Raw genomic sequence first — 26,036 nt, 5'->3', positions numbered from 1 at the left:
TGTACTAACTCAGACTTGATCTGACAGTTACCCACTTTTGACTTGGTGCCTGTCAGGTTATATCTGGTCTAGATTTTTTTCAGCCCAGATTGATTTCCCATCTTCTAAGGTTGCAGCTGGCGTTCTGCCACAGCACATTTTCCCTTGATGGGTACGATGATTGTTGTAGTAGTCCATCCATTCGTCCAGATCTTTCTGTAACTCTTCCATCGAACCGTACAGCTTCTTTCTGAACGTCACTTGGTAGAACTCATTCAATATGGTCTTGTGGAAGCGTTCACAGATACCGTTTGTTTGTGGGGACATGGCTTTAGTCTTAGTGTGGTCGATATCATTGATCGCCAAGTAGAGCTGGTAATCATGCTGGTCAACTCGACCGCAATATTCCGTCCCTCGGTCAGTCAAGATCCTGAGCATGGGCAGCGCCTGAGCTTCGAAGAACGGCAGTACTTTGTCATTCAACACATCAGCCGCTGTGATGGGGGTCTTGGTTGTATAGAGCTTGGCGAACGCGACTTTACTGTACGTATCGACAAAGGTTTGTTGATAAATACGTCCGACGCCTTTCAAGTTGCCCACATAAAATGTGTCTTGGGAGCCAAGGTAACCTGGGTGTGCCGTTTCTATCTCACCACACGCTTCATCGTCATGTTTTTTACGCTCAAGAGCGGCCACTTGCTCATCGGTTAAAATGATGCCGTTCTCATTTATTTGCTTTTCTAACGCAATCAGTCGCTTCTTGAAGTTCTCTAGGTTATTTCGAAGCCAGATAGAGCGGACGCCAYTGGGTGAGACAAACACGCCTAGTTTACGCAGCTCATTGCTTGCTCTGACTTGACCATGAGCTGGGAAATCAACGGCATGCTTGAGAACCGCTTGTTCAGTGTCACTATCGACTCGATTCTTCAGGTTTGGCGATCGGCGACTTTGATTAATCAGAGCATCGATGCCGCCCGTTTCGACTAATTCTTGATAACGATAGAAAGTATCTCTTGATACGCCCATCACTTTACAGGCTCTAGATACATTACCCAGCTCTTCAGCAAGATTCAGAAGGCCCGCTTTGTGTTTTATGATTGGATTGCTAGTATGAAGCATGAGAGTTACCTCTTCCTTTGATTTAAGTTTCAGCACCTTAATCAAAGTGGGTAACTCTCTTCTTTTCAAATCGAAGTGTCAGATCTAGTTCAAACTAATACACATCAATGTGGCGTTGTTGATTAAATCAGCCTTAAGGTGAAAGTTGTCTTCTAGCCTATATTTCATGCAGTTAGCTTTCTTTCAGGCATACCGAGTCTTATGACGTTATTGATCGCTTTAACGTTGGCTAATGCTTCGCCCACTTGAGCGTTGTAACATCGAAGTGACAATGTTCCACTTGTGAGGCACTTATATCTTCCCATCGCTGTTTCTGATAGTGAGCGGCCATGATAGCCAGAATTTGTTTTCCACTCTTTTAGTTCACCTCGTTTCAGTGCCTTTACCGCCTCATTTCTTGGGTGGTTTTTATCCCATAAAGCGGCGTTTGATCTGGGTGGGATCAACGGGGTAATGTTCTTTTTCTTGAGCACTTTGTGGCAAGCTTTCGTGTCGTAAGCGCCATCCGCCGATAAAGCTAAAATTTTACGGCGAAGGGGATTGATCAACGTCGGTAACACCTCGTTGTCTCCCACATTAACCAAGCTCACTTCAGCGCTAATGATTTCATGTGTATCAATGTCTACGGCAAGGTGGAGTTTACGCCACGTTCGACGCTTCTCCGTACCATGCTTCTTTACTTTCCACTCGCCTTCACCAAACACTTTTAAGCCTGTTGAATCAATCGCAACATGCCGCACTGCTCCTCGCGAAGGGGAACGATATTTCACCACGACTGTTTTAGCTCGCTTGCTAATCGTTGTGTAGTTTGGGCTGCGTAATGGCACATTCATTAGGTCAAAAATGGAATCGATAAAGCCTTGCAGAGCGCGCAACGGTAACTTGAATATACCTTTGATCATTAACGCCGTTTCTATGGCTGTATCCGAAAAAAGAAAGCCTCGACCACGTTTGCCGTGATGAGTTATACAGGTCCAAGCTTCTTTTGCTGAGTCGTCAATCCAAAAAGTAACAGAACCACGCTGTATTAGGGCGTTGTTATAGCTCGCCCAATTAGAAATTTTGTTTTTTGCCTTACCCATGGAGTGACTTATTTCAGCTGGTTTTATGCTCTGATCGCTGATTAGGTAAAGAGTTCAACTATTTACGCAACAACGCCCATCAATGTAGTAAAAATCATAGCGCCTCCATCAGGTTGGTTGGGATTATTGGGGAAGATGTGTCGCTTATTACTGAGACGAGGCATCGCCTCAACGATTAGCGGTAAAATTCTTCCATAAATAATTTATTGAGTAAAGAAATTTGTCACTTTAATTTCTCAATTACATTCATTTCCCTAATGCAAGCCAAGACTCTTCCCATAATTTTTAACATCAGAGATTTCAGTATAACGTTGCTAGAAAATATGAGCTCTGAGATATCCAACCTTTAAGGTAAACGTCCAATGCTAAAATTTAAATTCTTATCGATATAATTACTCATCGTAAAATAATTTGAAAAATAGGTTTACATATAAATCCTCTGGATTATGATATGCCGCATCCAAACAGCGAACACCTGATTCGCTGCCACTCCTCAGATAAAGTTTTAAGGAGAACAAGATGTACGAACTCTTTACTCCTCTGCAGCCTCCTTGTAGACACTAATACTGTATCAAGAAAAACCAAGCTTACTGAGCCTGATTTTATTAGGCTACCCCCTGTAATTTCATACTGTTTACTATACTTAGCCTAAAATCTATTGATATGAAGAATAGATATACATGGTAACGTTTACCGTGTTTTGTATAGATTAAAGTAAAAGATACGGAACTCGCATTATGCATCGTTTCTCCTCATTACAACCACCGCCCATCAAGCTAGTTACGTCTCACGCGTCATAAAAAGCTATTGTTTAGTGTTATTTGATTTTCACTAAAATAGTAATAGATACTGGATAATAAAATCTAGGATCACCCTGCACGCGAAAAACATAACAATGTCCTTATATTAAATTATGAGCGACGATCTATATCCATTATAATGATGGAGGACTTACCATGTCCTTAGCACTAAATAAACCATTATCAAAAAACACCACACTGTCTTTTAATTACAAAGATGTTATTACCTTTATTTTATTTTTAATACTAATCATGCTGTATAAGCATGGTTGGCACGACATGCACCGTTCGCTTCATGAATTCCAGCCTGAAACAAAAGGCGACTTAGCCAATCTACCTTACGATATGTTACGTACGACGATGCGCCTAGTTATAGGCATGTTCTTCTCATTCGTATTTGCGATCGTGGCTGGTGTGGCGGCGGCAAAGAACAAGCATCTTGAACGAGTGATATTGCCTTTTATCAACATCATGGAATCCGTACCACTTCTTGGTTTTATCACGTTTTCCACTATCATTTTTATCCATATGTTCCCAAACAGTGTGATGGGCCTTGAAGCCGCCGCTATCTTTGGTGTGTTTACCGGACAAGCATGGAATATGGCGCTGGTTGTCTACCAAACGTTGAGAATTGTTCCAAAAGAAGTGGATGAAGCCGCTCGATTATTTCAGCTAAGCGCATGGCAAAAGTTCTGGCGAGTAGAGTTCCCGTATACGATTCCAGGTCTTTTATGGAACACCATGGTATCCCAAGCAGCCGCTTGGTTCGCCATCGTCGCCGCTGAAATCATCCCACTTGGTGATGAAAACATGCCTCTTCATGGCGTGGGCACATTCATTCAAATTGGGTTAAATAATGCAGACGCGAAAATGATTGCTTGGGCAGTATTCGCCATCATTCTTAACATCGTAATCTTTGATCAACTTTTTTTCCGCCCTCTTGTTCGATGGTCTGAAAAATTCAAGTACGAGTCTATTAGTACTTCTCAGCATCATACTTCTTGGTTCTATGACTTGCTTTACAACACAGTGATGCTCCCGAGGTTACTTCAGCCTTTTCACGTATTCGCCGAAATAGCAATCAACGGAGCCAAGCGTTACCTACCTCGTATGCGCAGAGGATCATTTCTACCTAAATGGCTTAAACACACTTGTGTTGTTACATGGTATGCCGTCATCACCTACTTCTGTGCGGATTGGATTTACACGCTGTGGAATTACGTGCCTAGAGACGAAATATTAGGCATGGCACCACTCATGCTTGAGACAACATTACGTGTTGTGGCCGCTATGCTACTGAGTTTGGTGATCGGAGTACCAACCGGAGTCTGGATTGGCCTTAGCGCTAAAGCAACCCGTATCGCACAACCTATCATTCAAATTGGCTCCGCTATGCCGCCCAATATCTTTTTTCCGTTCGTGACTCTGGCATTAGTGGTAACGCACACATCACTGAACCTATGGACGATTCCTCTCATTATGTTGGGCACGACTTGGTATGTATTGTTTAACGTAATTGCCGGCGTATCTACGTTACCGCAAGAAATGAAAGAACTGGCCATTCTGTTTAAGCTAAAAGGTCGGACTTGGTGGATGCGCTTTATGCTGCCCGCGATTTTCCCATACATTTTAACAGGCGTCATCAGTGCTGCTGGAGGCGCATGGAATTCAGCAATCTGTGCTGAGCTTCTCCAATGGGGCTCGACAACTGTGCACACTTCTGGACTGGGTTATTACATCTCCAAAGCCACCAATGACAATGCACTTCCTCAAGCGGCACTGGGCTGCATTGCAATGTCAGTACTCGTTGGGATTTGTATTGTGTTCATCTGGAACCCGCTCTACAAGATGGCAGAGCGTAGATACAAAATAGCGTAGTAAAGCCCAATGACAACGAATAAAAGATTTAATAACGATTCTAGAGAGAGCACCATGACTAAATTCAACAACCAAGCAGTAAACACTCAAACAAACAATGACATTGTAATGATGAACTTGCATGAAGTTACCCACACTTATACACAAGGAAAGGAACAGAAAACGGTATTAAGCAACATCAACCTAAAGATTCATGAAAATGAAGTGGTGGCGATATTAGGCCGCTCTGGTGCGGGTAAGTCCACCCTATTGCGAATCATCGCGGGCCTCATCGCGCCGACACTTGGCAGCATGCAGTATTGTGGTGTCGATATGGATGGGCCAATGGCAAACGTATCCATGGTATTTCAAAGCTTTGCGCTACTACCTTGGCTGACAGTTCGCGACAACGTAGCTTTTGGTCTTGAAGCACAGGGTATGCCGCCAGCGCTCCGCTACAAAAAAGCCAATGACGCCATTAGAATGATTGGATTAGAAGGTGAAGAAGCGTCTTTCCCAAGTTCTTTGTCAGGCGGAATGAAGCAACGTATTGGGGTTGCACGTGCTTTGGTTGTCGAGCCTGAAATACTCCTGATGGATGAGCCATTTTCATCTCTCGATGTATTCACGGCAACACGCCTAAAAGACGACATTATAACGCTTTGGGATTCAAATCAGCTAAAAACCAAGAGTATGGTGTTTGTTACCCACAATGTTGAAGAAGCCGTCGCGATGGCCGATCGCATTATTGTGTTAGATAGCAACCCCGGTCGAATCAAATCAGATATCAAAATAGACCAAGTTCGGCCAAGAGAAATGGATAGCCAAGAACTAAACACCCTAAAAACTACCATCATCGAACAGCTCATGCACCACGACGAACGCGGTTAGTCGAATCAACTCAGGTTTGATCTATCAGTTACGCACTTTATCGATAAATACTAGGTTAAATCTGAACTGAATCGGTTGTACCGCACTCCGTTGCCCTTTTTAGCACTAGAAACGAGCTTTACCAATGCCTCATTAAGCAATCTATATAGCGTTCAAGAGGCAATGGTAGAGTGATTAAGATTCTATAGGCATCCAGACCTTTCATAGCGTCGGATGCCTATAGTTAGATGCATATAGGCTGTATAGGTGGCGGTGTTTAAAAGCCGGTGCCTGTTGAAGTATATTTTTTGAAAATCTTGTCTAGTTCTCCATCAGCCTTAAGTTTGTCCAAACCTTTGTTGATAGTCTCGACAAGTTGAGCTGAACGAGGAGAACCTTTCGATACCCAACCGTAGAATTTTGTTTTCGGCAGTTCGTTTAAAACAGCGTACTTAATATCCGGGGTAAACGTTATTTGGCCCACTAGATTTCCCCCAAGAATGGGTTCTATCGCGCTAAGGAAAATGTCGCAACGGCCAGCCGTTAGTTTTTGAAGAAGGCTTTTAGGCGATTTGGTTCGAGTATCAATTTTTGATGTTAAACCGTATTTAACATATGGTTCGTAGTTGTAGCCTGCGATACCACAAACTTTATATTTGTTCAGGTCACTGACTTTTTTGACCTCAGGCCCTGAAGGGAACTTTTTGGTGCTATATAAGTATCCTTGGTTTGTTTGATAAAATGCTTCAGTTCGAAGGTATTTACTCATCCGTTCATCATTAGAACTCCCATCCATAAAGAGTTCAAACTGACCTTTGGTAGCAAAGTTATGTACCTCATCAAGGCAACGCTTCCAAGGCATCATCTTCATTTCCATCTTCATGCCTGCTTGTTGGAAAATGGTTTTAATTGCCTCATAACTCGCACCGACTAATGAAGACTTATCAGCTTTCCCATTGTCTCTAGGGTAAAATGTATAAGGTGGCCATTCCGCATTATCATTACATACATTGACAACCTGTGACATTGCGGGAAATCCGACTAATGCAGATAAAAATACTGCAACACAAAATCCGTATTTAATCATTACTCTCTCCTTGGCATAAGCCTAAAGCTAAGTGTAGTAGATCACTGTGAACCGCTCTTCTTATTTTAAAAGCTCGTTTTAGGTGAGCTTCGCCTAGTAGCTATGAACATTATTCTCCGACTTTCGAGAGCGTGATAAGGCATTAATATCAATCAGTATTAATATACCCAATCAACTTGAAGATGCAGGTTTGAACACCTGAAAATTATCATTGATTCGAGACGTCAACGAATCTGCTATCTCTGAAAGAGTCACAGTAAAGAATGGGTCAATTACTGCATTGAAGTCACGTTTGTTTTTAAAGTAAACGTTATTTCTCGACTTCTCGTTCATTACCTTCCATAACCGCTCTATAGGATTGAGATTAGGACTGTAAGGTGGGAGGTGATGCAGCTCAATATTTAGGACAAACGCCGCATCTTTCACTAAATCACTGCGGTGATATCCTGCTCCATCTAAGATGGTATGGAGCTTGTGAGTTAATGGGTAGATCTCTCTTAGCTTACAGAAAAAGCGAACAATGTTTTCACTGTCAATGCTTTCGTAATCACTGACAATGGGCGCGCCAATATCCGATAGGTTCAGCGCACCAATACTATTCAGTCGGCTACGATTACCTGTCATTTCCAGCACTTTATCTTGACCAGTGCGTACCCAACCATGGGAGATTTTGGTCGATAATGTTGGGTGAACGGCATCGATACTCGTCCTGGCCACAACTCGCCTTTAGAGCTTCGTAAACTTTAATGAAAGCTAGCTGTTTTGTCTCATCAAACTTGTGTGGAATACCTTTCGGTTGCTTGTAACTAAAACCATTATGGTGAAGCCATTTATTCATGCCCGAAACCGTATAACTAAGGCCAAATACCTCTTTAACATAAACTTTTCTGAAAGCACATAATCGCTGAGATGGCGAGCAACAGTGATTCATGAATGCGAAGGGCTTGAGAAATCATGGTCTGACTCCAACCTTCAGAAACAAGTAAGACAGCTTTAATACGATCACGCACTCGTCCGTCACGAGTTGAATCGTGCATTTGTTCAAGTTGCTACTTTTGTTGAGGAATCAGTGCAATTTTCATGGTGCTTAGCATGATCCTGATTTCATCGAAAATCAAGCATCTTCAATGATCACGGGGATAGATCTTATTGTTTTACATGCTCAACAAATACCGATTGGAAATCGCGTATCGACTATTGGCTTGTACACCCATATTTCGCAAGTAATTTTCCGACCTCAGCTTTAGGTGCCTTCGCTATCCTTTTCATCAAGTTAAAATCCGGATTTTCAATACCATAGCGTTGCTCTAACATCGCCAGTTGAAGCAGCCACAATGAGGTAGTCACTTCGGCGTCAGCTAACGCACGGTGAAAAACACCATCATTATCGATATTGTGGTAACGCACCAAATCACTGAGTTTATGAGAAGATGCCTCTTGCGATAAACGCCGTGAAACCAAGAGTGAACAGGCAAACTCCCCCTCGTGGCTTCGCCCGATTGCATTCAGTTCTGCATCAAGGAAGCGTTGATCAAACGATGCATTGTGGGCAAGCAAGTTACTCCCTTTAATAAAATCCGCGAACTCATTCATCACCACATCGCATTCTGCGGCCTCAGAGAGCATGCGGTTGCTGATCCCTGTGTAATCCTCAATAAAGGAACTGACTCTGAACCCTGGGTTCATTAAGCGTTGGTAACGGTCTACGATTTCACCGTTTATCAGCTTAACGGCTCCAATCTCAATCGCACGGTCGCCTTGATTTGGAGACAGGCCAGTCGTCTCGAAATCTAATACGATGATGGAATCAGCGCGATGGTTTAATAACATAGTCGAGGGGAATTCGGAGCGCATAGGATTAAGTCCAAAGTGTCATTGAAAAACTGAGTTCTAAAGGCAAACGCTATTCTAGCGTAGCTATCACAAAATCCATATCAGTAAAGTAAACACTTTTGCCCATCGGGGGAGACTCTTTCATTATCGAGCTCACAATTACGAACGAGATGCTCCGAAGAACGAGTGTCAAAAATGGCGATAACGTGTGTGGAACACAACGTATCCATTCAATGCGATTCATTAAGTAGCACCCTAAAATGAGTCATTGACCCCTCTCACCCATCTCAAATTTACAGCTCAACTCCAATAGATCTGAATTATTACAGTGGATTATAAAAAAGAGTAAAAATTAGGATATGCTACGCCTCACTTATGCACTAACAAGGAACCCACATGCGTCAAAACGAAGTGACATTTGCACTAGCACAGTTTGAACCGGTCAAAGGAAACATCACTGAGAACCTGCGTATCCATGAGGAAATATGTAAAAATGCCACCCGTTATGAAGCCGATGTTATTGTTTTTCCAGAGCTGTCGCTAACTGGCTACGAACCATCACTTCTTGCAGATCTCGCACTTGATTCTTCATCTCCGTATATTTTCCAGCTATCAAAGATTGCAAGCCAGTATGGTCAAACATTAATTACTGGCTGCCCAATAAAAAGTGGAGAACCGAAGCCGTATATCAGCGCTGTTATCTGCCACCCCTCTGGCAAGATCGACATATACTCCAAACAGTACTTACATGACGGTGAAAGTGACTATTGCGTATCTGGAGATAAGAGTTACGTCCTAAAGATAAATCAAACATCACTCGGATTAGCCGTGTGCGCCGATTTTTGCAGTACTCAACATCAAGAGACAGCCAAAGCCGATAATATCGATGCCTACCTAGTGAGCGCACTGATATCAGAAAGCGGGTATCAATGTGATTCTGATCTCCTGGCTCGCATAGCGGTCGACATGAAAGTGCCCGTCCTGCTCTCCAATTATGTTGGTATGACAGGTGGCTGGAGCACTGCAGGCAAATCCTGTGTTTGGGACGATATAGGAAACCCTATCATTCAGGGCAGCGATTCAAATGTAGGGATAACATGTTGTACATTGCTAAACGGATCCGTTAGCAATTCTAGCTTTTTACCCATCCGGTAATTTCGGACTATCAAAACTTTGTAGGCACAGTAATAGCCTAAAAAGTAAGGTAGTGAACTCTGTGGCAGCGGAGACAACTTAGAGCTAACGTCAAGACAGAGTGTAGCAAGTGCGTAAATAGAGATGTCAATGAGTATAAAGTTTAAGCGATAGGACGACTAAGAAGAACAACTCAAGTTTATCGTTACGTCCGTCCCGTATAAGTTCATTTCCAATCGATGCACGGAGTTCTAACTAAACGGTGTCGTCATCCTTTAAAGGTTTAGCAGCGTAACGCTACGTTTAGTTCAGATGGAAAAACTTTATCGCTTTACTTATCTAGCCTCTACAAACAACCAATCTCTAAAACTAGTTACTTTCTCGATGTCAGCATACTCTGGCCGATAAACCACGTAATAAGCGAGCGGTGAGGTGAGGTGAATATCGGGGAATAAACGCACTAAACGGCCGGCTTTGAGGTCATCTTTCGCCATAACACTCCGCGCTAAAGCCACTCCATGGCCTTCCATCGCGGCTTGTAACACCGCTGCCGAGTTATTGATTTGAATACTGGGAACTAGAGTCTCTTGTGAGACCCCAGCCATCTTTAGCCACATTGACCAAGAGGGAAAACCACTATAGCCTTCCATCGATAAGTCGTGCAGCAAGTTTGTCTTCATAAGACTAGAGGCTTGCTGCAGGTTTGGGTGATTGGCTAGAAATTGTGGGGAGCAAACAGGGTAAACCTCCTCTTCCAAGAGTTTCTCTGCTTTCAAGTTTGGCCATTGCCCTAGCCCATAACGAATGCCAATATCAATTTTTCGAGCCACAAAATCCACACTACTCAGACTCATATCAAGCCGTACATCAGTATTTTCACACTGAACCTGAAAACGATCTAACTTTGGTAGCAACCACTTGGCAGCAAATGCTGGGCTTAGCGTTACGGTGAGAACGCCCCCTACAACACTTTCCTGTAATCGCTCCAATCCAGACGCCAATTTATCTAACCCAGCTCGAATATCGGGTAAAGCGCGTTCAGCAGAATCGGTGATCTGTAAGCGGGACTTTCCACTAGTCGTGCGTATAAACAGCGGCGCATCTAACCAATCTTCAAGCGAACGCACCAATTGCCCAACGGCGGCTGGCGTCACGTTCAGCTCTTTTGCCGCCAACGAAAAGCTTTGATGTCTTGCACTTGCTTCAAACGCTCTAAGTGCATTGAGGTGGATGGGACGCATCATAATTCCGATAAAGTTTTTCTTTAGTATAAACACAGATTATCTGGTTTGTTGAACCTAGTAAATAACGCAAGAATAAGAGCCATACAAAGCAAGCAAGCCAGACCATCGGCATTACAGAAACGAGCCGTGCAAACGGAACAACGAAAGAGATAACATGATGAGCAAACAATTTTCAGGTAAAAAATTATTGGTGATTGGCGGAACCAGCGGCATGGGACTAGAAACTGCCCGTATGATTCTAGAGCAAGGTGGTCAAGCTGTCCTTGTGGGACAAAGAGCTGAAAAAGCACAGGCGGCTCACGCAGAGTTGTCTCCCCTAGGCACTGTTGACGTGCTCACAGCTAACCTCACCGATGACACGGCAATGCAGGAGCTGATTGAGACTATCAACTCTCAGCATTCTGATGTTGATCTTTTGGTTAACGCCGCTGGCGTCTTTTTCCCTAAACCATTCTTAGAGCATCAAGCAAACGACTACGACCAATACATGCAAATCAACCGCGCGTTATTCTTTATTACCCAAAAAATCGCGGCCAATCTCGTGGCGCAAGGCCGCTCAGGTTCCATCGTCAATGTAGGTTCTATGTGGGCTAAGCAAGCCATTGCCGCCACGCCATCATCAGCCTATTCAATGGCTAAAGCAGGCTTACATGCGTTAACCCAGCACCTTGCAATGGAACTAGCGGCGCACAACATTCGCGTAAATGCTGTATCACCTGCTGTTGTGCAAACGCCAATTTATGAAGGGTTTATTCCAAAAGAAGAAGTGCATGCGGCCGTGCAAGGGTTCAATAGTTTCCACCCAATCGGTCGAGTTGGTACTCCGCAAGATGTCGCCAAGACTATTGTTTTTTTGCTCTCAGATGAAGCAAGTTGGGTGACAGGCGCTGTATGGGATATCGACGGTGGCGTGATGGCAGGTCGCAACTAACTTTTAGTTACTAACTTCTAGCAACTAACTTGTTATCGTCCTCAAGATAAGCGTTAGACCTTAAGAAAGTACACGACTAAGCATATACTTAACTGGATGGTATCCTTTTAGGTATTTGCTTTATTCCTCCCTTTTTTGTGTGAGAAAGACATCATGAACATCAATGCTGATTTCAATCAAACCGCTATCGTTCACGCTGAGGAATATCAGTGGGTGCCTTCCACTCAACAAGGTGTTGAGCGCATGATGCTAGATAGAGTTGGTGATGAGAAAGCACGGGCGAGCAGTATTGTTCGATATGAACCAAATTCAAATTTCCCACGTCACAATCACCCCGGAGGCGAGGAAATCTTAGTTCTATCCGGCACTTTTTCAGATGATACTGGCGACTACCCCGCAGGCTGGTACTTAAGAAACCCGCCGGGCTCCGCGCACAGTCCACATAGTCATATTGGAGCAACGATATTCGTTAAACTGTGGCAAATGAGCGCTGACGAAAAAGCCCACGTTCGCATCAATACTAAAGAAAAAGCTTGTTGGCAAACCGTCGATAACAGAGAAGTATGCCCACTGTTCTCCAATGAGCACGAAGTCGTTAAGCTGTGTAAAGTGAATCAAGGCGGCCAGTTGTCTCACAAAGCGAATACACAAACTGAACTACTTATCCTTTCTGGTACATTGAATGTGGATAACGTCTCTTATCCATCCGGCAGCTGGCTAAGGTTAGCCAATGACCATATTCTCGATGTCATAGCAGGGGAGCAAGCTACCGTTTTATATGTAAAAGAAAGCGTTGCTAGCTAACAAACTCACACTTAGGCTAACTCTAACTGCTGTTGTCGGTATTCTTTTGGCGTCATTCCCACATTTTTAGCGAATACAGAGTACATATATTGCGTCGATGGATACCCAGATAAAAACGCTATCTCTTCGATCGGTTTATTTTTAGACTTTAGCAGCTGACATGCCTTTTTCAGCCGAATGCGAAAGATTTGATCGTGAACTGTCGTGCCTAACTCCTGCTTAAACAGGGATTCCAACTTGGATCTCGACACATTTAGCGCATCAAAAACATGGTATGACTTAATGCCTTTGTTCACGTTAACCCGTATGTAATGCAATGCTGCCATCACAAGGGGATGATGTACTCCGCGAAAGTCGCTGCTTTGACGCTCATGTAAGCTAAGAGGCCCAATGGAAGTAAGCTTAGCAACGTCACCTTGTTCTGTGAGCTGTTCTGTAAGTAAATGACTCAATTTTCTTGCCGCAACAAAGCCAAGCTGATTACCATCTTGTGCAACAGACGATAAGGGAATGCGATTCAAACTGCGCGCGATTTCGTCATTATCGATACCTATCACTGCAACCTGTTCTGGCACTAAAATATTCATATTGGCACATGCTTGTATGATGTGCCGAGCTCTGGCGTCCGTCACCGACACAATACCCACAGGCTTAGGTAACTGCTGAATCCAGTCACTCACTCGATTGATACAAAACTGCCAGTTGCTACTGCTGGTATCGAAGCCACGAAAAACGGAATTGTTATAGCCCTTTTCCTTCGTGATAGAAATAAAGGCTTTCTCGCGCTCTTTGGCCCAGCGGTTATATTCACTTGGATTGGCACCATAAAAGGCCAATGAGCTGAGTCCAGTTTGCGCTAAATGGTCAACAGCCATCCGTACAATCGCGTGGTTATCGGTGGCGACATATGGAAAGCGAGGGTAATCATCCACATTTTCATACGAACTTCCAACCCCAATCACGGGCACCTTCGTATTTTCTAACGCTCGCACTATCTCGGGATCATCAAGGTCGGCAATGATCCCATCGCCTTGCCAAGATTCAATAGAAGAACGGTCAATTAAATAGTCATCTTCTACGTAGACCTCCCATTCCACTTGGGAAGCCGCGATAAAATTACCTACGCCTTCAATAATCTGTCGATCATAGATTTTGTTTGCATTAAACAACAATAAAATACGGTATATCTTGCTCATAACTCACTGCATTTAATTAATTCGCCACGAAGTTTGCTCTTGTCCAAGAACACTTTTCGTCCAAAAACTTCTTGGGCAAGAAAACGACTTGTTCAAGAAAGCTTCTCGTTAAAGATAGGTTCTCGTTAAAGATAGCTTCTCGCTGAAAGTAGCCTCTCGTTGAAGAAGCATACTTGGTAATAATGTTTTCGGTTTCGTTCACGCTGTGAACCCTCGTAGCCGACGATACAGTTCCGAGAACTTGCGTCGCTTCGCAATATACCGCTGATGTTTTTCTGGTTGAGGGTGATAGGTTGCTACTTTTTCAGGCGTTGGGCAAAGCTCACCCAGTGACCGTTCCGGTTGCATCGCAATTTGCGCCAATCTAGCGGCACCAAGAGCAGGACCTACGTCGCCTCCTTTGCGATAGCAGATTGGAAGACCGAAGATATCTGCCAAGATTTGTCGCCAATAGACAGAGCGCGCCCCACCACCAATTAACGATATTTCATTAGGCACTTCACTGGCTTGATGCAAAATATCTAAGCCATCGGCCAGTGCAAACCCAACACCTTCCAAAATAGCCTGCGCCATTTGTCCGCGGGTGGTGATTGGTGTCATGCCAAAAAACACCCCTTTAGCCTTCGCATCATTGTGCGGCGTGCGCTCTCCTGATAAATACGGAAGAAACAGCAAACTGTCCGCGTGCTCAGCGTGTGCCGCTTCATCAATCATTTCTTGAACGTCCGTGCAATCTGCCATTTTAGCGAACCAAGACAGACAAGAGGCTGCACTTAACATCACGCTCATAGTATGCCATTTATTAGGGATAGCATGACAAAACGCATGTAAAGCATGAGCCGGATCAGCATTGAAACGATCACTGACCGAAAAATATACGCCAGAGGTTCCGAGCGACAGCATAGCTTGCCCTTGCTCAACAATCCCCACCCCAATAGCGCCCGCTGCGTTGTCCCCAGCCCCTGCGACAATGGGAACACAAGGCATACCCCAATCGTTAGCTAATTCATTATTCAAAATACCAGTGACTTCGCAGCCTTCATGCAATAAGGGCATGTGTGCTTGTGTTAGACCTGTGGCATTAAGCATCTCATCGCTCCAGAGGCGATTCGCAACATCCAGCCACATAGTACCTGCGGCATCAGAAACGTCAGTCGCAAAATTCCCCGTCATCCGATAACGTAGATAATCTTTCGGCAATAAAACTTTATCTATACGCGCAAAATTTTCAGGTTCGTTACGCTTCACCCACAAGACTTTCGGCGCGGTAAAGCCAGCCATAATCATGTTGCCTGTAATTGCACGACTTCTAGGCACCATCTCTTCTAACTCTCGACACTCTTGTACGCTACGGCCATCATTCCAGAGCATGCATGGGCGAATAACCTCGCCATCTTTATCCAACAAGGTCGCACCATGCATTTGTCCTGCAAGGCCTATGGCCACCACCTGTGATAAATCACACTGCTCGTTGAGCTTTAACATGGCTTTGTTCAGTGCAGTCCACCAGTGCTGCGGATTTTGCTCAGACCATAAATCCTGCGCGCTTGATACTCGCAAAGGCACACTCTCTGAAGCAAGCAGTATCCCATTTTTGTCGATGACAATTGCTTTTAAACCAGAGGTGCCAAGGTCGATTCCGATGTACATAGATGTTACCCAAATTGCGATTATTTGCCGCTACTATAGAAAGAGTTCAAGGCCGAGACAATTATGTAAATTGTCAATCTGATGGGAGGAATCGTTTTTTGTGCGCTCAGTTACAAAGTCTCATATTGCATGAACGCGAAATGCCTAGTCTCGAACTGCTCAATCGAGAAGTGCTTAATTGAGATTAAGCTAAATCGACAAGCACTGAATCGAAAAGCATTTAGTTGAAAAGTACATAACTGAGAAGTACTTAGCTGAAAGCTCATCGTCTCGATGTACCTAATATCAAGTGACAAGATCTTAGATTTTCCCCACAAAAAAGCCCCGCACAATTAAGTGCAGGGCTCTATAAAGTCTTTCGCTAAATTAGGCTATTAGCTTTCAACTGTGCGGCGGCTGCCAGTGCTACGCTCACCACGGTTTGCACCACGGTTGTCGCCACTACGGCTACGGTCGAAACGACGCTCACGGTTGCCACCTTCGCGGTTTCCATCACGGCTTCCACCTTCACGGTTACCACGGTAACCACCTTCACGGTTTCCGCCTTCGCGATTTCCGCCTTCACGGCTTCCACCTTCACGGTTGCCACGGTAACCACCTTCGCGATTTCCGCCTTCACGGCTACCACGATGACCACGGTTTCCATCACGGCTTCCACCGTTTCCACCACGGAAGTTACCATCACGACGACCAGCACCACCATCACGACGACCACCACGAGACTCACGGAAATCATCAAAGTCACACACTACTGCGCCAACTTCTTTCTGGCGAATACGCAGTTTGCGTAGCTTGCCAGCAGTTTCAGAGTTCATTGCTTTTGGCAATTGAACAAACGTGTGACCAGGTGCTAGTTTAATCGCGCCAATAGAACCTTTAGTAAAGCCAAGCTCGTTAGCAAGTGCACCAACGATGTCTTTAACTTGAACGCCTTGCTCACGGCCAACTTGTAGTTGGTAAGTATCCCACTCTTGGTTGCTAAATTCACGACCACCATCACGACCACCGTTTTCACGACGCTCTTTACGACGGTTCTTGTCACGCTCAATAGCAGCAACCATTGGGTCTTCACCAATGTAGAACAATGGGCTCTTACCCTGCTGACGCTTAAGAAGCATTGCAGCTAGAGTCGTCGCGTCAACTTCTAGAGACTCTTGAAGCGTAGAGATAAGGCTTGCAAAGTTTTCTAGAGCTTTGCTTCCTTTCTCTGTTTCAAGTTCAGTACCAAGCTTAGCAACACGTGCAGCAGCAACTTGGTCACGTAGAGGAAGTTGGATTTCTTCCATTAGAGACTTAGTTACGCGCTCGATAGTGCGAAGCATGCGAATTTGGTTAGTGCGAACAAGTAGGATCGCTTTACCTTTACGTCCAGCACGGCCAGTACGACCGATACGGTGGATGTAAGATTCAACATCAAATGGGATATCGTAGTTGAATACGTGAGTGATACGTGGAACATCAAGACCACGTGCTACAACATCAGTTGCAACTAGGATATCGATAACACCTTGTTTGATGTGATCAACAGTGCGCTCACGTTGAGACTGAGGAATATCACCGTGTAATGCAGCAGCTTTAAAACCACGTGCAGATAGCCAATCAGCTAGGCGTTCAGTATCTTGACGAGTACGAACGAACACGATTGATGCGTCAGTTTCTTCAGTTTCAAGTAGACGAGACATTGCTTCGTCTTTCTCTACGCCTTTTACGACCCAGTAATTCTGTTCTACTTTATCAACGGTGTGGTTTTTACCCGCTACGTCAACGTGCGCAGGATCACGCAAGAAGCGCTCAACAATGTTTTTCAACATTGGAGGCATAGTTGCAGAGAACAGTACGCGTTGAGCTGTTTCTGGAGCTTGTTCCATGATCCAAGTAACATCATCAACAAAGCCCATGTTTAACATTTCGTCAGCTTCATCAAGAACGAAAGTTTTAACTTGGTCTAGGTGTAGACGATCACGGTTGATCAGGTCTTGAACACGTCCTGGTGTACCCACCACGATGTGAGCACCTGATTTTAGCGCACGCATTTGATCAACGATCGATGCGCCACCATAAATTTCTAAGACTTTAAGGCCACGAACGTTTCGGCCTAGGTTTTTAATCTCTGCCGCAACTTGAATTGCAAGCTCACGTGTTGGAGCCAAAACAATTGCTTGTGGCTTACGCTGATCGAGATCTAGCTTGTTCAACAAAGGAAGAGAAAAAGCGGCAGTTTTACCTGTACCAGTCTGTGCTTTACCAAGTGCATCTTTGCCTTCCAAAAGGTGAGGAATAGCAGCAGCTTGAATTGGAGTCGGGTTTTGAAAACCCATCTCATCTAGAGCAGAAAGAACAGATGAGTTTAAGTTAAGGTCACTAAATTGTATTGCGGTATCTTGCATGGGGTTCCCACTAAAATAAATAAACAAACGGTCCCACGCGCTCTACCAATTCCAATACCAATCCAGTTTAAGAGCTGAATCCATCCAGATGCGGATAAGTGTTAAAACGCATCAAGCGACTAAGGGACTACTTAGGGAGGCGAATTATTCCCTAAATACACAAAAAAAACAAGAAAAAATTGAAATTCATCACAAATGTTCATATTTTTTCACCAATTTGCACGCTATGTTCACCGTTGGTGCAAAGTGAATTCACGTTGACACACGGTGGGCGCGGAGTCTATCACACTAATGGCCCCAATTGGTATATATAACCTTGGTATATTCCTGATTTCAGATAATAACTAAGTGGGTAGAAAGTACTTAATTCCAGCGAGCTAGCAAGACAGTGGTAAGGAGTGGGGGGAAGTAAACAACGAGGGAAAGCCTAGATCTCAGCAATAAGCACCACAGCATCTAATTCCCTTAACTTGAGCTGAGACGGAATTCACGCGGAAGAATGCTTTTGGAAGCCACTTGGGTGTAGTAATCGTCCGCTTCAATGTTTATAGTGTGGACAACTATTTCTGCTAAATAAAAGAACATGTTCCAAGATAACCCGCTACTTGCTCAGCTAAAACAACAAATCCAAGAAACGCTTCCAAAAAAAGAAGGCACCATTAAAGCCACCGACAAAGGTTTTGGCTTTCTCGAAGTGGACAGCAAAACCAGCTACTTTATCCCGCCACCTTATATGAAAAAGTGCCTTCATGGTGACAAAGTCGTCGCGATTATACGTACTGAAAAAGAAAAAGAAGTGGCTGAGCCAGAGAGCTTGTTGGAGCAAAACCTCACCCGGTTTATCGGTCGAGTAAAAATGTTCAAAGGAAAGTTGAACGTTACTCCTGATCATCCGCAGTTAAAAAAGCAGTCCCTAAAAGCGAAGGTTAAGAAAGGCCTCAACCCTGAGCACTTTGCCGAGGGTGACTGGGTCGTTGCCCATTTAGTGCGTCACCCGTTAAAAGGTGACAACGGTTTTGGCGTCGAGATCAGTGATAAAATTACTGATGCGAATGACAAAATCGCACCTTGGTGGGTCACACTAGCTGTCAATGATCTTCCGAACAGTGAGCCTCAAGGCATTGATGACTGGCAGCTCAACGATGATGAAGATCTTGAACGTGCAGACATGACTCACGTTCCTTTCGTCACTATTGATGGCGAGAGCACGAAAGATATGGATGACGCTTTGCACGCAGAGCGTACCGAATCCGGCGACATCAAGCTTACGATCGCTATCGCTGATCCAACAGCCTACATCAACCCAGATGACGAAATGGACAAAGTGGCTCGCGAGCGTGGCTTCACTATTTACTTGCCTGGCCGTAACATCCCTATGCTACCTAGAGAGCTTGCGGATGATAAATGTTCACTGATCGAGAACGAAGTTCGCCCAGCACTTTGCTGCAGCGTCACTATTTCGGCAGACGGCGTCATTGGCGAGGATATTCAATTTTTCGCTGCCCACATCAAGTCACATGCTCGCCTTGCTTACAATCGTGTTTCTGATTGGATTGAGAATGGCAGTTGTGAGCAATGGGCACCTAACGAGCAAATAGCTCAAGTGGTTACCGACCTACAAGCACTCGCTCTCGTGCGTGCAAACTGGCGTGAAACCCATGCTGTGGTTTTCCCTGACCGACCAGACTATCGCTTTGAGTTGAGCGAAGATAACGACGTGGTGGCGATTCACGCAGATATGCGCCGCAGTGCCAACCGCCTAGTTGAGGAAGCCATGATCACCGCAAATATTTGTGCTGGTCGTATCTTAAAAGAAACCTTTGCATCAGGCGTGTTCAATACACATGCCGGTTTCAAACCTGAAAAGCTCGCCGACGTCGTTACTATGGTAAACCCAGAAGGCGATTTACCATTCAATGACGAAAGCCTGACCACGCTTGACGGCTTTGCTGCATTACGCCGCTGGTTAGGTGAACAAAACACCAGCTATTTAGACAACCGCATTCGCAAATCTCAAGCGTACAGCGAGATTGGTAACCAGCCACTCCCCCATTATGCAATGGGTCTAGACATCTATGCGACTTGGACATCACCAATCCGCAAGTATGGCGACATGATTAACCACCGCATGCTCAAAGCCCACATCATGGGTAAAGATCCCGTTCAAGTCCCTGACGAAAGTGTCGGCGCAGAATTAGCGATTCACCGTAAACATCATAAAATCGCCGAACGCAACGTTGCTGATTGGCTCTATGCCCGAACTTTAGCACCAGAACTTGAGAAACAAACTCAGTTCAGTGCAGAAATATTCGATATCAATCGCGCTGGTATGCGGATTCGCCTATTAGAAAATGGAGCGAGCGCCTTCATTCCTAGTTCGTTAATCCTAGCGAATAAAGAGCGTCTTAAGTGCAACTTTGAATTAGGTACGGTCGAACTCGACAAAGAGGTGGTCTTCCGCCTTGGAGATAACCTAGCAATTACCCTTTCGGATGTAAATCAAGAGAGCCGTAATTTGATAGCAAAACCTGTGCAAGTATTTGCCGATGTTCAAGCGGAAAAAACCGACGCCTAGTATAACATCAGTCGAATGAAACGCTCATATTGCAAAAATCCCACCCTATTAGGGTGGGATTTTTTATTCTAGTCTCGGCGAAATATTAACTATCCAGAAAGTTCCTACCTACCAAAACGAAGCGTTCGGATCGCTTTCAATCTCACGCATAATCTTGGTTAAGTCTTTGCTATGAGCCAAAGGCTGGTAGGGGAGCCAAGACGTATTCGTCCCGCTATCTTTGGGAACAGAAAGTAACCAACATTTATCATTGTCGCTCCACTGCACCCGAGCTACAACACTCGAATAATCACTGTGGGCCGAATCTAATAAATAGTGATCGTGAATAAAATTGACGCCATTATCTATGGATTCAAAATGAGATCTCCCACCAAGTGCAATGGGTATACCTTGATTGCGACAAGAGCAGACTCTAAGGGCCCGATTCTCTACTTGACGCTGCAACATACTAGTTAAATTCATGAGGTAGCCAACCTGTATTTACACTTACTCACTACTAGTATGTATGACAAACTCTATTTTAGAAACCAAAAACCTCAGAAAAGCAAGTTAATTCATACAAAATTGACAAAGATGGTGTTAAAAAAGAGAGTGACTAAACACTAAGAAGGCAACTTAGGGGAATGACAAGGCTGCCCTTACAAAATATGGTGGAAAGCATTAAAGCTTAGAAATGAAGCTGAGTAACCGAAATTACGACACAAGCTGGTCGGCGAATACCTTCTATCTCAACTTTGATTTCCCGCTCAACTTCTAGCCCTTTTCTTACTGGAGTGACCTTAATCAAGGTGCTTTTCGCTCGAACACGATTACCAACTTTCACTGGATAAAGAAAACGAACTTGGTTTAGCCCTACGTTGACAACCATTTTAGCAGTAGGATACGAAGCAATGCTCGGATCCACACTATCAGTCAATTTCGGTAGCAAAGCTAAGGTCAAAAAACCATGAGCAATTGTGGTTTTAAACGGCGACTCAGTTGCAGCTCGTTCCGGATCGGTATGAATCCACTGCATGTCCTCGGTCACCTCACCAAAATGGTCAATGCGGTTTTGATCCACCATCAACCAGTCGCCAGTATGAATTACCTGGTCAATCTGATCACTGAGGTCATCATACACAACTTGTGCGGCAGGCTTTAAAACGATTGGCGCTTGGATCGGCCCATCTTCATTAATGGCTGGTTCTTGAAAATCTTTCATCCAAGCCACGATCTGTCGCCCATGGGTCCTATTTAGAAACTCTCCCCAATACTCCCTTACCATGGGAGACATTCTCTGCACTAGCTCAGAGTGGTGTTTCGAAATAGTTTCACCACGATGCTTAAATAGATTCGCGACTTTCATAAAGTTCCTCAGACAGTAACCAAGATTATGGCTATCTACCAATTTTGAAGCAGTTCACAGATATGTGCAATCGATTTCGAGCGTACAGGCGTTACACCAACACCATTAAACCCAATAAAAACAACACACTATAAATAAAACATTATTTTATTAGACCACAGTTCATTACGTAAATCTGCCTAAGTGGACACAAAATCATTTCATCTTTGCTAACAAATATAATCAAGTTTTATGCCAGAACCGCTCACCTATTCGCCACAAATTTATATCAGCCAAGCACAGTACCCATAAATTTAACATGGAAATCATTATCATAGAGTTAGGTAATGGCAGCGGAAAGATAGGCACAAATTGCCCACAAGTTGCAATCCCCATTTTTGCCCCCAGTTTAGGGTATAGATATCGGAAGAACGATAAAAAGGCGCACATAACAAGTGCATAGTATCGCGGCTTCAATCGCGTTAGAATTAGGTCAGCACAAAATTGCCTTTTGTAATAATAGTTGATTTAAAACATCCTATTACACCCAATTACGGCTAATTCGCATCACGTCACACTGGCTATTTTTTGCCACTACCACCGAGACATTAAATCATGACCCCTGTTATTGACACCATCCTAGCGCACCGCTCAATTCGTAAGTTTACCGAGCAGGCTATCTCAACTGAACAACTTGGCACTATCTTAGATGCAGGCATTGCCGCATCTTCATCGAGCCTGCTGCAAGCAGTTTCGGTTATCCGCGTTACTGACCAACAAAAGCGCCAAGCGCTGGCTGAATATGCAGGTAATCAAAGCTACGTAGAAACCGCCGCCGAGTTTTTGGTATTTTGTATCGACTTCCACCGTCATGCAGAAATTAACCCTGAAGTACAAGCCGATTACACTGAGCTCACGCTCATAGGTGCGATTGACGCAGGTATCATGGCTCAGAACTGTTTACTGGCAGCGGAATCGTTGGGGCTTGGCGGTGTGTATATTGGTGGCATTCGAAACAAAGCGCAGCAAGTTGATGAATTATTAGGCCTGCCGCAACATAGCGCTGTTCTTTTTGGCTTATGTTTGGGACACCCAGATCAAGCGCCAGAACTAAAACCACGCTTGCAGCCAGAAGTCATCGTACACGAAAACCAATATCAATCTGTAGATCTCGGTAAAATCCGTCAATACGATGAAACCATGGCCAACTACTACGCTAGCCGTACAAGCAACTCAAAGCAGCAAGCTTGGTCAGAGCAAATCACTGGAAAACTTACTCAAGAGTCACGCCCACATATTCATCCATACCTCAATAGCAAAAACCTTGCGGTGAAATAACTTAGTTTTATAGGGACTTAGTTTTAGAGGCTTAGTTTTAGGGGCTTAGGTCTTGTGCAATTTCGCGCCACGACTGGACCTCACCCCTGAAATGCGTCACCTGCTGATCACTGGCCACTTGGATCAGGTTTAACATGGATTGGTTGGCTAGCTGAATATTATGCTGCCTTTTTTGTTGGAAAGATTTGGAATAGAGTGTATCTGGCTGAAACGCCAACTGCCTATATACTTCAACAAAGCGCCCTTCATCGTGGCGATGTGCCAATAATTGCTCTAGCTTGCGCTGGAACAACGCTTGATGGGCCAGCCACTCCTCTCTTGTGCTAACGATACTCGCAGCCCAATAATCCACTTTGACTTGCTGGGCTGGCGTGATACTCCCTAGCCACATTTCTAATCCATCCGAAATTCTCTCGCTGTAGCGTTTCCGAAGCAAATCTTCTTCTTTTTTTTCATTGGCTTGGTTTTCCTGAACTTGGTTTGCGTCAGCTGGCTGGTGTTGAGCTCGCCGTTTGTTGCGATTGGTCTCAATCTTAACGAGCAATGCTTCAACTTGCTCATCACTTAGCTGAGCAGCTAATTGATGAATCTCCGGTTGAAGTTTGATAAGTAGACGATTGCCATGCTCTCTGAACCGCCTTTGCTGATCCAATAGATACGCCATGTTGACTTGGCTCGGTTCGACCAACATAAACTCGTCTAAATGGGCAATATAACGTGGCAGTTCGGATTCGCGGTGCCAACGTAAAAAATCACTCACCTTTTCACCGAGTAACTCACGTTGATCGCCATTCAGCTCCACGTAATTATCAACATAGCGAACCACAAACCAGTCGACGTTGTTATACGCCCACTGCGCACCACATCCCGTAAGTAGCAGCAAAATCATTAATACGGTGATCGGCTTTGTCATCGCGGTGCCTTTATCGAATGATGTCTACTACCAGTATAGTGGCCGATAAAAGAGCAGTAAGACTGTGGGGTAAACTTACATGGTATATACCCGCGCAACATTTTCTGCCACATCGCTGATATTTATCTCAGCCTCCGCCAGTGCAACTGGCAAATCCATTGTTCGAGGAACCACACTGAACACAGCATCAATCCCACATTCATATACCGCTTGATAGCCATCTCCCGTGCAGCCGCATAATGCAATAACGGGAATACCGTTCAACTTCGCCAGTTGAGCCACCCCCATCGGCGTTTTGCCTTGCACGGTTTGACTGTCGATTCGACCCTCACCAGTGATCACCAAATCAGCGTCGCATAATTGATTCTCTAAGCCAACGGCATTCAATACGATTTCAACTCCAGGTTTCAAGATTGCGTTGGAATAGGCAAGTAAAGCCGCGCCCATACCCCCCGCTGCCCCAGAGCCGCTGGCATGCAAAACATCACGCTGAGTGACCTGTTTGGTGAGTTCTGAAAAATGCTTAAGGTTGCGATCCAATAATGCTACCTTTTTTACATCAGCGCCTTTTTGCGGGCCAAAAACTGCAGATGCGCCATTATCGCCACATAACGGGTTATTAACATCGCACGCGACCAGTATTTCACTTTGCTGAAGTCTAGGATCTAAACTGGACGTATCAATCCGGCACAGATCGGATAAACCTCGTCCTGTAGCAACGATAGGCTCATCTGATGCATCCATAAATCTAGCGCCAAGAGCGCTGAGCATTCCCACCCCTGCGTCATTGGTCGCACTGCCACCAAGCCCGATAATCAACTTTCTTATTCCGCTATCCAAAGCGTGTTTGATCAATTCACCAGTGCCATAACTGGTGGCATCCAGTACTTGGCGCTGTGCTGGGCTGACAAGATGAAGCCCCGAAGCCTCTGCCATTTCAATTATCGCCGTCGACTTGTCTCCCGTGAGTCCATATTTTGCTCGCACACTTTGTCCCAGCGGGCCGGTCACTTTCAGCGTTACAAAATGTCCCTGAGAAGCATCAACAAGAGACTGTGCCGTGCCTTCTCCCCCATCAGCAACGGGAACAATTCTATATTCGGCATTGGGCCAAACCCTAGCCAAGCCATGCTGAATCGCCAACCCAACTTCCCGAGCAGAAAGGCATTCTTTAAACGAGTCTGGAGCAATCACAATTTTCATATTTATTTTCTCATTTAACCAAAAGCCACATTAAAAAGCCTACAAGTTGTTCCATAAATTCCCCACATAGCCAGAACGCCAAATATGCATACGCTTCTCATCGAAATAAGGGATAAAATCATGCAACTTTTACATCAACTGACGGACTTTTTACATACTAATCCGTATGATAGCGACTCTTTTTCATCGGACTTTGAAGCTCGTCTGAATTGCCATTGGTCTAACATTTATTGACAATGAAAGCCCATTGGCTGGCGTTCAGCATTGCATCAGTCTATAAAGCTATACGCGAGGACGCGTTTGTTACTATTGTATGGAGCAAATACAATGAAAAAACTCATCATCCCAGCCCTTTGTGTACTTGCACTTGCGGGCTGCAACCAGAAAACCCCTCAACCTGAGAAAACCGCGCAAGTGCCACATCCACTATGTAACCCAGCAAGCAACATGCCTGGTGGCTGGCATAAAACAGACGTCAGCCCTGAAGTGAATAAAGCGGTTGAATTGGTCATCGCACATATGGACACCAGCGCGAAACTCGATAGCATTGTCTCCGTTCACTCTCAAGTTGTTAACGGCATTAACTACGCGATTGAATTTAAACTGTCTGACGGCCAAGTTTGGCACACAGTGGTATACAGAAGCTTGAAAGGGGAATACACAATTTCAAAACCCGCCCAGCAAGGCAGCTTCTGCGGCTAATTATGTAA

Annotated in this window: 20 protein-coding genes and 1 pseudogene; 8 read left to right on the top strand and 13 right to left on the bottom strand. The window is 44.6% G+C overall.

Features of this window, described 5'->3' with window-relative positions; translation table 11 throughout:
• Positions 1 to 57: 57 nt before the first annotated feature.
• Both L4C34_RS18625 and L4C34_RS18620 read right to left on the bottom strand, forming a co-directional pair.
• A complete protein-coding gene (locus L4C34_RS18625; protein ID WP_428790823.1) occupies positions 58 to 1,098 on the bottom strand; it encodes an IS481 family transposase in 1,041 nt (346 codons plus the stop codon).
• Between the two features lie 164 nt (positions 1,099 to 1,262).
• Positions 1,263 to 2,180 (bottom strand): IS5 family transposase, encoded by a 918-nt coding sequence (locus tag L4C34_RS18620; protein WP_428790822.1) that lies wholly within the window; start codon positions 2,178 to 2,180, stop codon positions 1,263 to 1,265.
• Between the two features lie 956 nt (positions 2,181 to 3,136).
• Between L4C34_RS18620 and L4C34_RS18615 the strand changes: the two genes are divergently transcribed.
• Positions 3,137 to 4,858 carry an ABC transporter permease subunit gene (locus L4C34_RS18615; RefSeq protein ID WP_428790821.1) on the top strand — a complete coding sequence of 574 codons (1,722 nt, stop codon included), beginning with the start codon at positions 3,137 to 3,139 and terminating at the stop codon, positions 4,856 to 4,858.
• Between the two features lie 54 nt (positions 4,859 to 4,912).
• A complete protein-coding gene (locus tag L4C34_RS18610; protein WP_428790820.1) occupies positions 4,913 to 5,728 on the top strand; it encodes an ABC transporter ATP-binding protein in 816 nt (271 codons plus the stop codon).
• 256 nt (positions 5,729 to 5,984) lie between these two features.
• Here L4C34_RS18610 and L4C34_RS18605 read toward each other — a convergent pair whose 3' ends face one another.
• The 3 genes and pseudogenes from L4C34_RS18605 to L4C34_RS18595 all read right to left on the bottom strand — a co-directional run bounded on the left by L4C34_RS18605 (position 5,985) and on the right by L4C34_RS18595 (position 8,648).
• Positions 5,985 to 6,794, bottom strand: coding sequence for a substrate-binding periplasmic protein (locus L4C34_RS18605; protein ID WP_428790819.1), 810 nt, complete (start codon positions 6,792 to 6,794; stop codon positions 5,985 to 5,987).
• Positions 6,795 to 6,965: 171 nt separating this feature from the next.
• Positions 6,966 to 7,831 (bottom strand): annotated as a pseudogene (locus L4C34_RS18600) (IS630 family transposase).
• A 157-nt stretch (positions 7,832 to 7,988) separates the two neighbouring features.
• The gene (locus L4C34_RS18595) at positions 7,989 to 8,648 is read right to left on the bottom strand and encodes a 3'-5' exonuclease (protein ID WP_428790818.1); all 660 of its coding nucleotides are present in this window, start codon (positions 8,646 to 8,648) and stop codon (positions 7,989 to 7,991) included.
• Positions 8,649 to 9,023: 375 nt separating this feature from the next.
• On the opposite strand from L4C34_RS18595, the gene L4C34_RS18590 reads away from it, so the two are divergent.
• The gene (locus tag L4C34_RS18590) at positions 9,024 to 9,782 is read left to right on the top strand and encodes a carbon-nitrogen hydrolase family protein (protein ID WP_428790817.1); all 759 of its coding nucleotides are present in this window, start codon (positions 9,024 to 9,026) and stop codon (positions 9,780 to 9,782) included.
• Positions 9,783 to 10,096: 314 nt separating this feature from the next.
• Here the strand turns inward: L4C34_RS18590 and gcvA are convergent, their stop codons facing one another.
• Positions 10,097 to 11,005: a transcriptional regulator GcvA gene (gene gcvA, locus L4C34_RS18585; protein WP_428790816.1), complete on the bottom strand. Its 909-nt coding sequence runs from the start codon at positions 11,003 to 11,005 to the stop codon at positions 10,097 to 10,099.
• A 157-nt stretch (positions 11,006 to 11,162) separates the two neighbouring features.
• Between gcvA and L4C34_RS18580 the strand changes: the two genes are divergently transcribed.
• Positions 11,163 to 11,936: an SDR family NAD(P)-dependent oxidoreductase gene (locus L4C34_RS18580; RefSeq protein ID WP_428790825.1), complete on the top strand. Its 774-nt coding sequence runs from the start codon at positions 11,163 to 11,165 to the stop codon at positions 11,934 to 11,936.
• Positions 11,937 to 12,089: 153 nt separating this feature from the next.
• Entirely contained in the window at positions 12,090 to 12,740 is a 651-nt protein-coding gene (locus L4C34_RS18575) for a cupin domain-containing protein (RefSeq protein WP_428790815.1), read from the top strand.
• An 11-nt stretch (positions 12,741 to 12,751) separates the two neighbouring features.
• Here the strand turns inward: L4C34_RS18575 and L4C34_RS18570 are convergent, their stop codons facing one another.
• The 3 genes from L4C34_RS18570 to L4C34_RS18560 all read right to left on the bottom strand — a co-directional run bounded on the left by L4C34_RS18570 (position 12,752) and on the right by L4C34_RS18560 (position 17,973).
• The gene (locus L4C34_RS18570; RefSeq protein WP_428790814.1) at positions 12,752 to 13,936 is read right to left on the bottom strand and encodes a XylR family transcriptional regulator; all 1,185 of its coding nucleotides are present in this window, start codon (positions 13,934 to 13,936) and stop codon (positions 12,752 to 12,754) included.
• Positions 13,937 to 14,134: 198 nt separating this feature from the next.
• A complete protein-coding gene (xylB, locus tag L4C34_RS18565) occupies positions 14,135 to 15,586 on the bottom strand; it encodes a xylulokinase (RefSeq protein ID WP_428790813.1) in 1,452 nt (483 codons plus the stop codon).
• A gap of 374 nt (positions 15,587 to 15,960) precedes the next feature.
• Positions 15,961 to 17,973 (bottom strand): DEAD/DEAH box helicase, encoded by a 2,013-nt coding sequence (locus L4C34_RS18560; RefSeq protein ID WP_428790812.1) that lies wholly within the window; start codon positions 17,971 to 17,973, stop codon positions 15,961 to 15,963.
• A gap of 583 nt (positions 17,974 to 18,556) precedes the next feature.
• Between L4C34_RS18560 and rnb the strand changes: the two genes are divergently transcribed.
• Positions 18,557 to 20,548, top strand: a complete 1,992-nt coding sequence (gene rnb, locus L4C34_RS18555) for an exoribonuclease II (protein ID WP_428790811.1) — start codon at positions 18,557 to 18,559, stop codon at positions 20,546 to 20,548.
• A gap of 108 nt (positions 20,549 to 20,656) precedes the next feature.
• Here the strand turns inward: rnb and L4C34_RS18550 are convergent, their stop codons facing one another.
• Both L4C34_RS18550 and L4C34_RS18545 read right to left on the bottom strand, forming a co-directional pair.
• Positions 20,657 to 21,010: a DUF3024 domain-containing protein gene (locus L4C34_RS18550; RefSeq protein WP_428790810.1), complete on the bottom strand. Its 354-nt coding sequence runs from the start codon at positions 21,008 to 21,010 to the stop codon at positions 20,657 to 20,659.
• Positions 21,011 to 21,215: 205 nt separating this feature from the next.
• The gene (locus L4C34_RS18545; RefSeq protein ID WP_428790809.1) at positions 21,216 to 21,893 is read right to left on the bottom strand and encodes a MaoC family dehydratase; all 678 of its coding nucleotides are present in this window, start codon (positions 21,891 to 21,893) and stop codon (positions 21,216 to 21,218) included.
• Positions 21,894 to 22,487: 594 nt separating this feature from the next.
• Between L4C34_RS18545 and nfsA the strand changes: the two genes are divergently transcribed.
• Entirely contained in the window at positions 22,488 to 23,210 is a 723-nt protein-coding gene (gene nfsA / locus L4C34_RS18540) for an oxygen-insensitive NADPH nitroreductase (protein ID WP_428790808.1), read from the top strand.
• A gap of 37 nt (positions 23,211 to 23,247) precedes the next feature.
• Here nfsA and L4C34_RS18535 read toward each other — a convergent pair whose 3' ends face one another.
• Together L4C34_RS18535 and L4C34_RS18530 are read right to left on the bottom strand one after the other, a co-directional pair.
• Positions 23,248 to 24,123, bottom strand: a complete 876-nt coding sequence (locus L4C34_RS18535) for a DUF6279 family lipoprotein (protein ID WP_428790807.1) — start codon at positions 24,121 to 24,123, stop codon at positions 23,248 to 23,250.
• A gap of 75 nt (positions 24,124 to 24,198) precedes the next feature.
• Positions 24,199 to 25,326, bottom strand: a complete 1,128-nt coding sequence (locus L4C34_RS18530) for a glycerate kinase (RefSeq protein WP_428790806.1) — start codon at positions 25,324 to 25,326, stop codon at positions 24,199 to 24,201.
• 327 nt (positions 25,327 to 25,653) lie between these two features.
• Here L4C34_RS18530 and L4C34_RS18525 point away from each other — a divergent pair, with 327 nt between their 5' ends.
• Entirely contained in the window at positions 25,654 to 26,028 is a 375-nt protein-coding gene (locus L4C34_RS18525; RefSeq protein ID WP_428790805.1) for a cystatin domain-containing protein, read from the top strand.
• The last annotated feature ends 8 nt before the right edge of the window (positions 26,029 to 26,036 follow it).

Origin of the sequence: Vibrio profundum, assembly GCF_050337555.1 — a bacterium.
Classification (GTDB): domain Bacteria; phylum Pseudomonadota; class Gammaproteobacteria; order Enterobacterales; family Vibrionaceae; genus Vibrio; species Vibrio profundum.
This window is presented reverse-complemented; position numbering and strand designations above follow the sequence as displayed.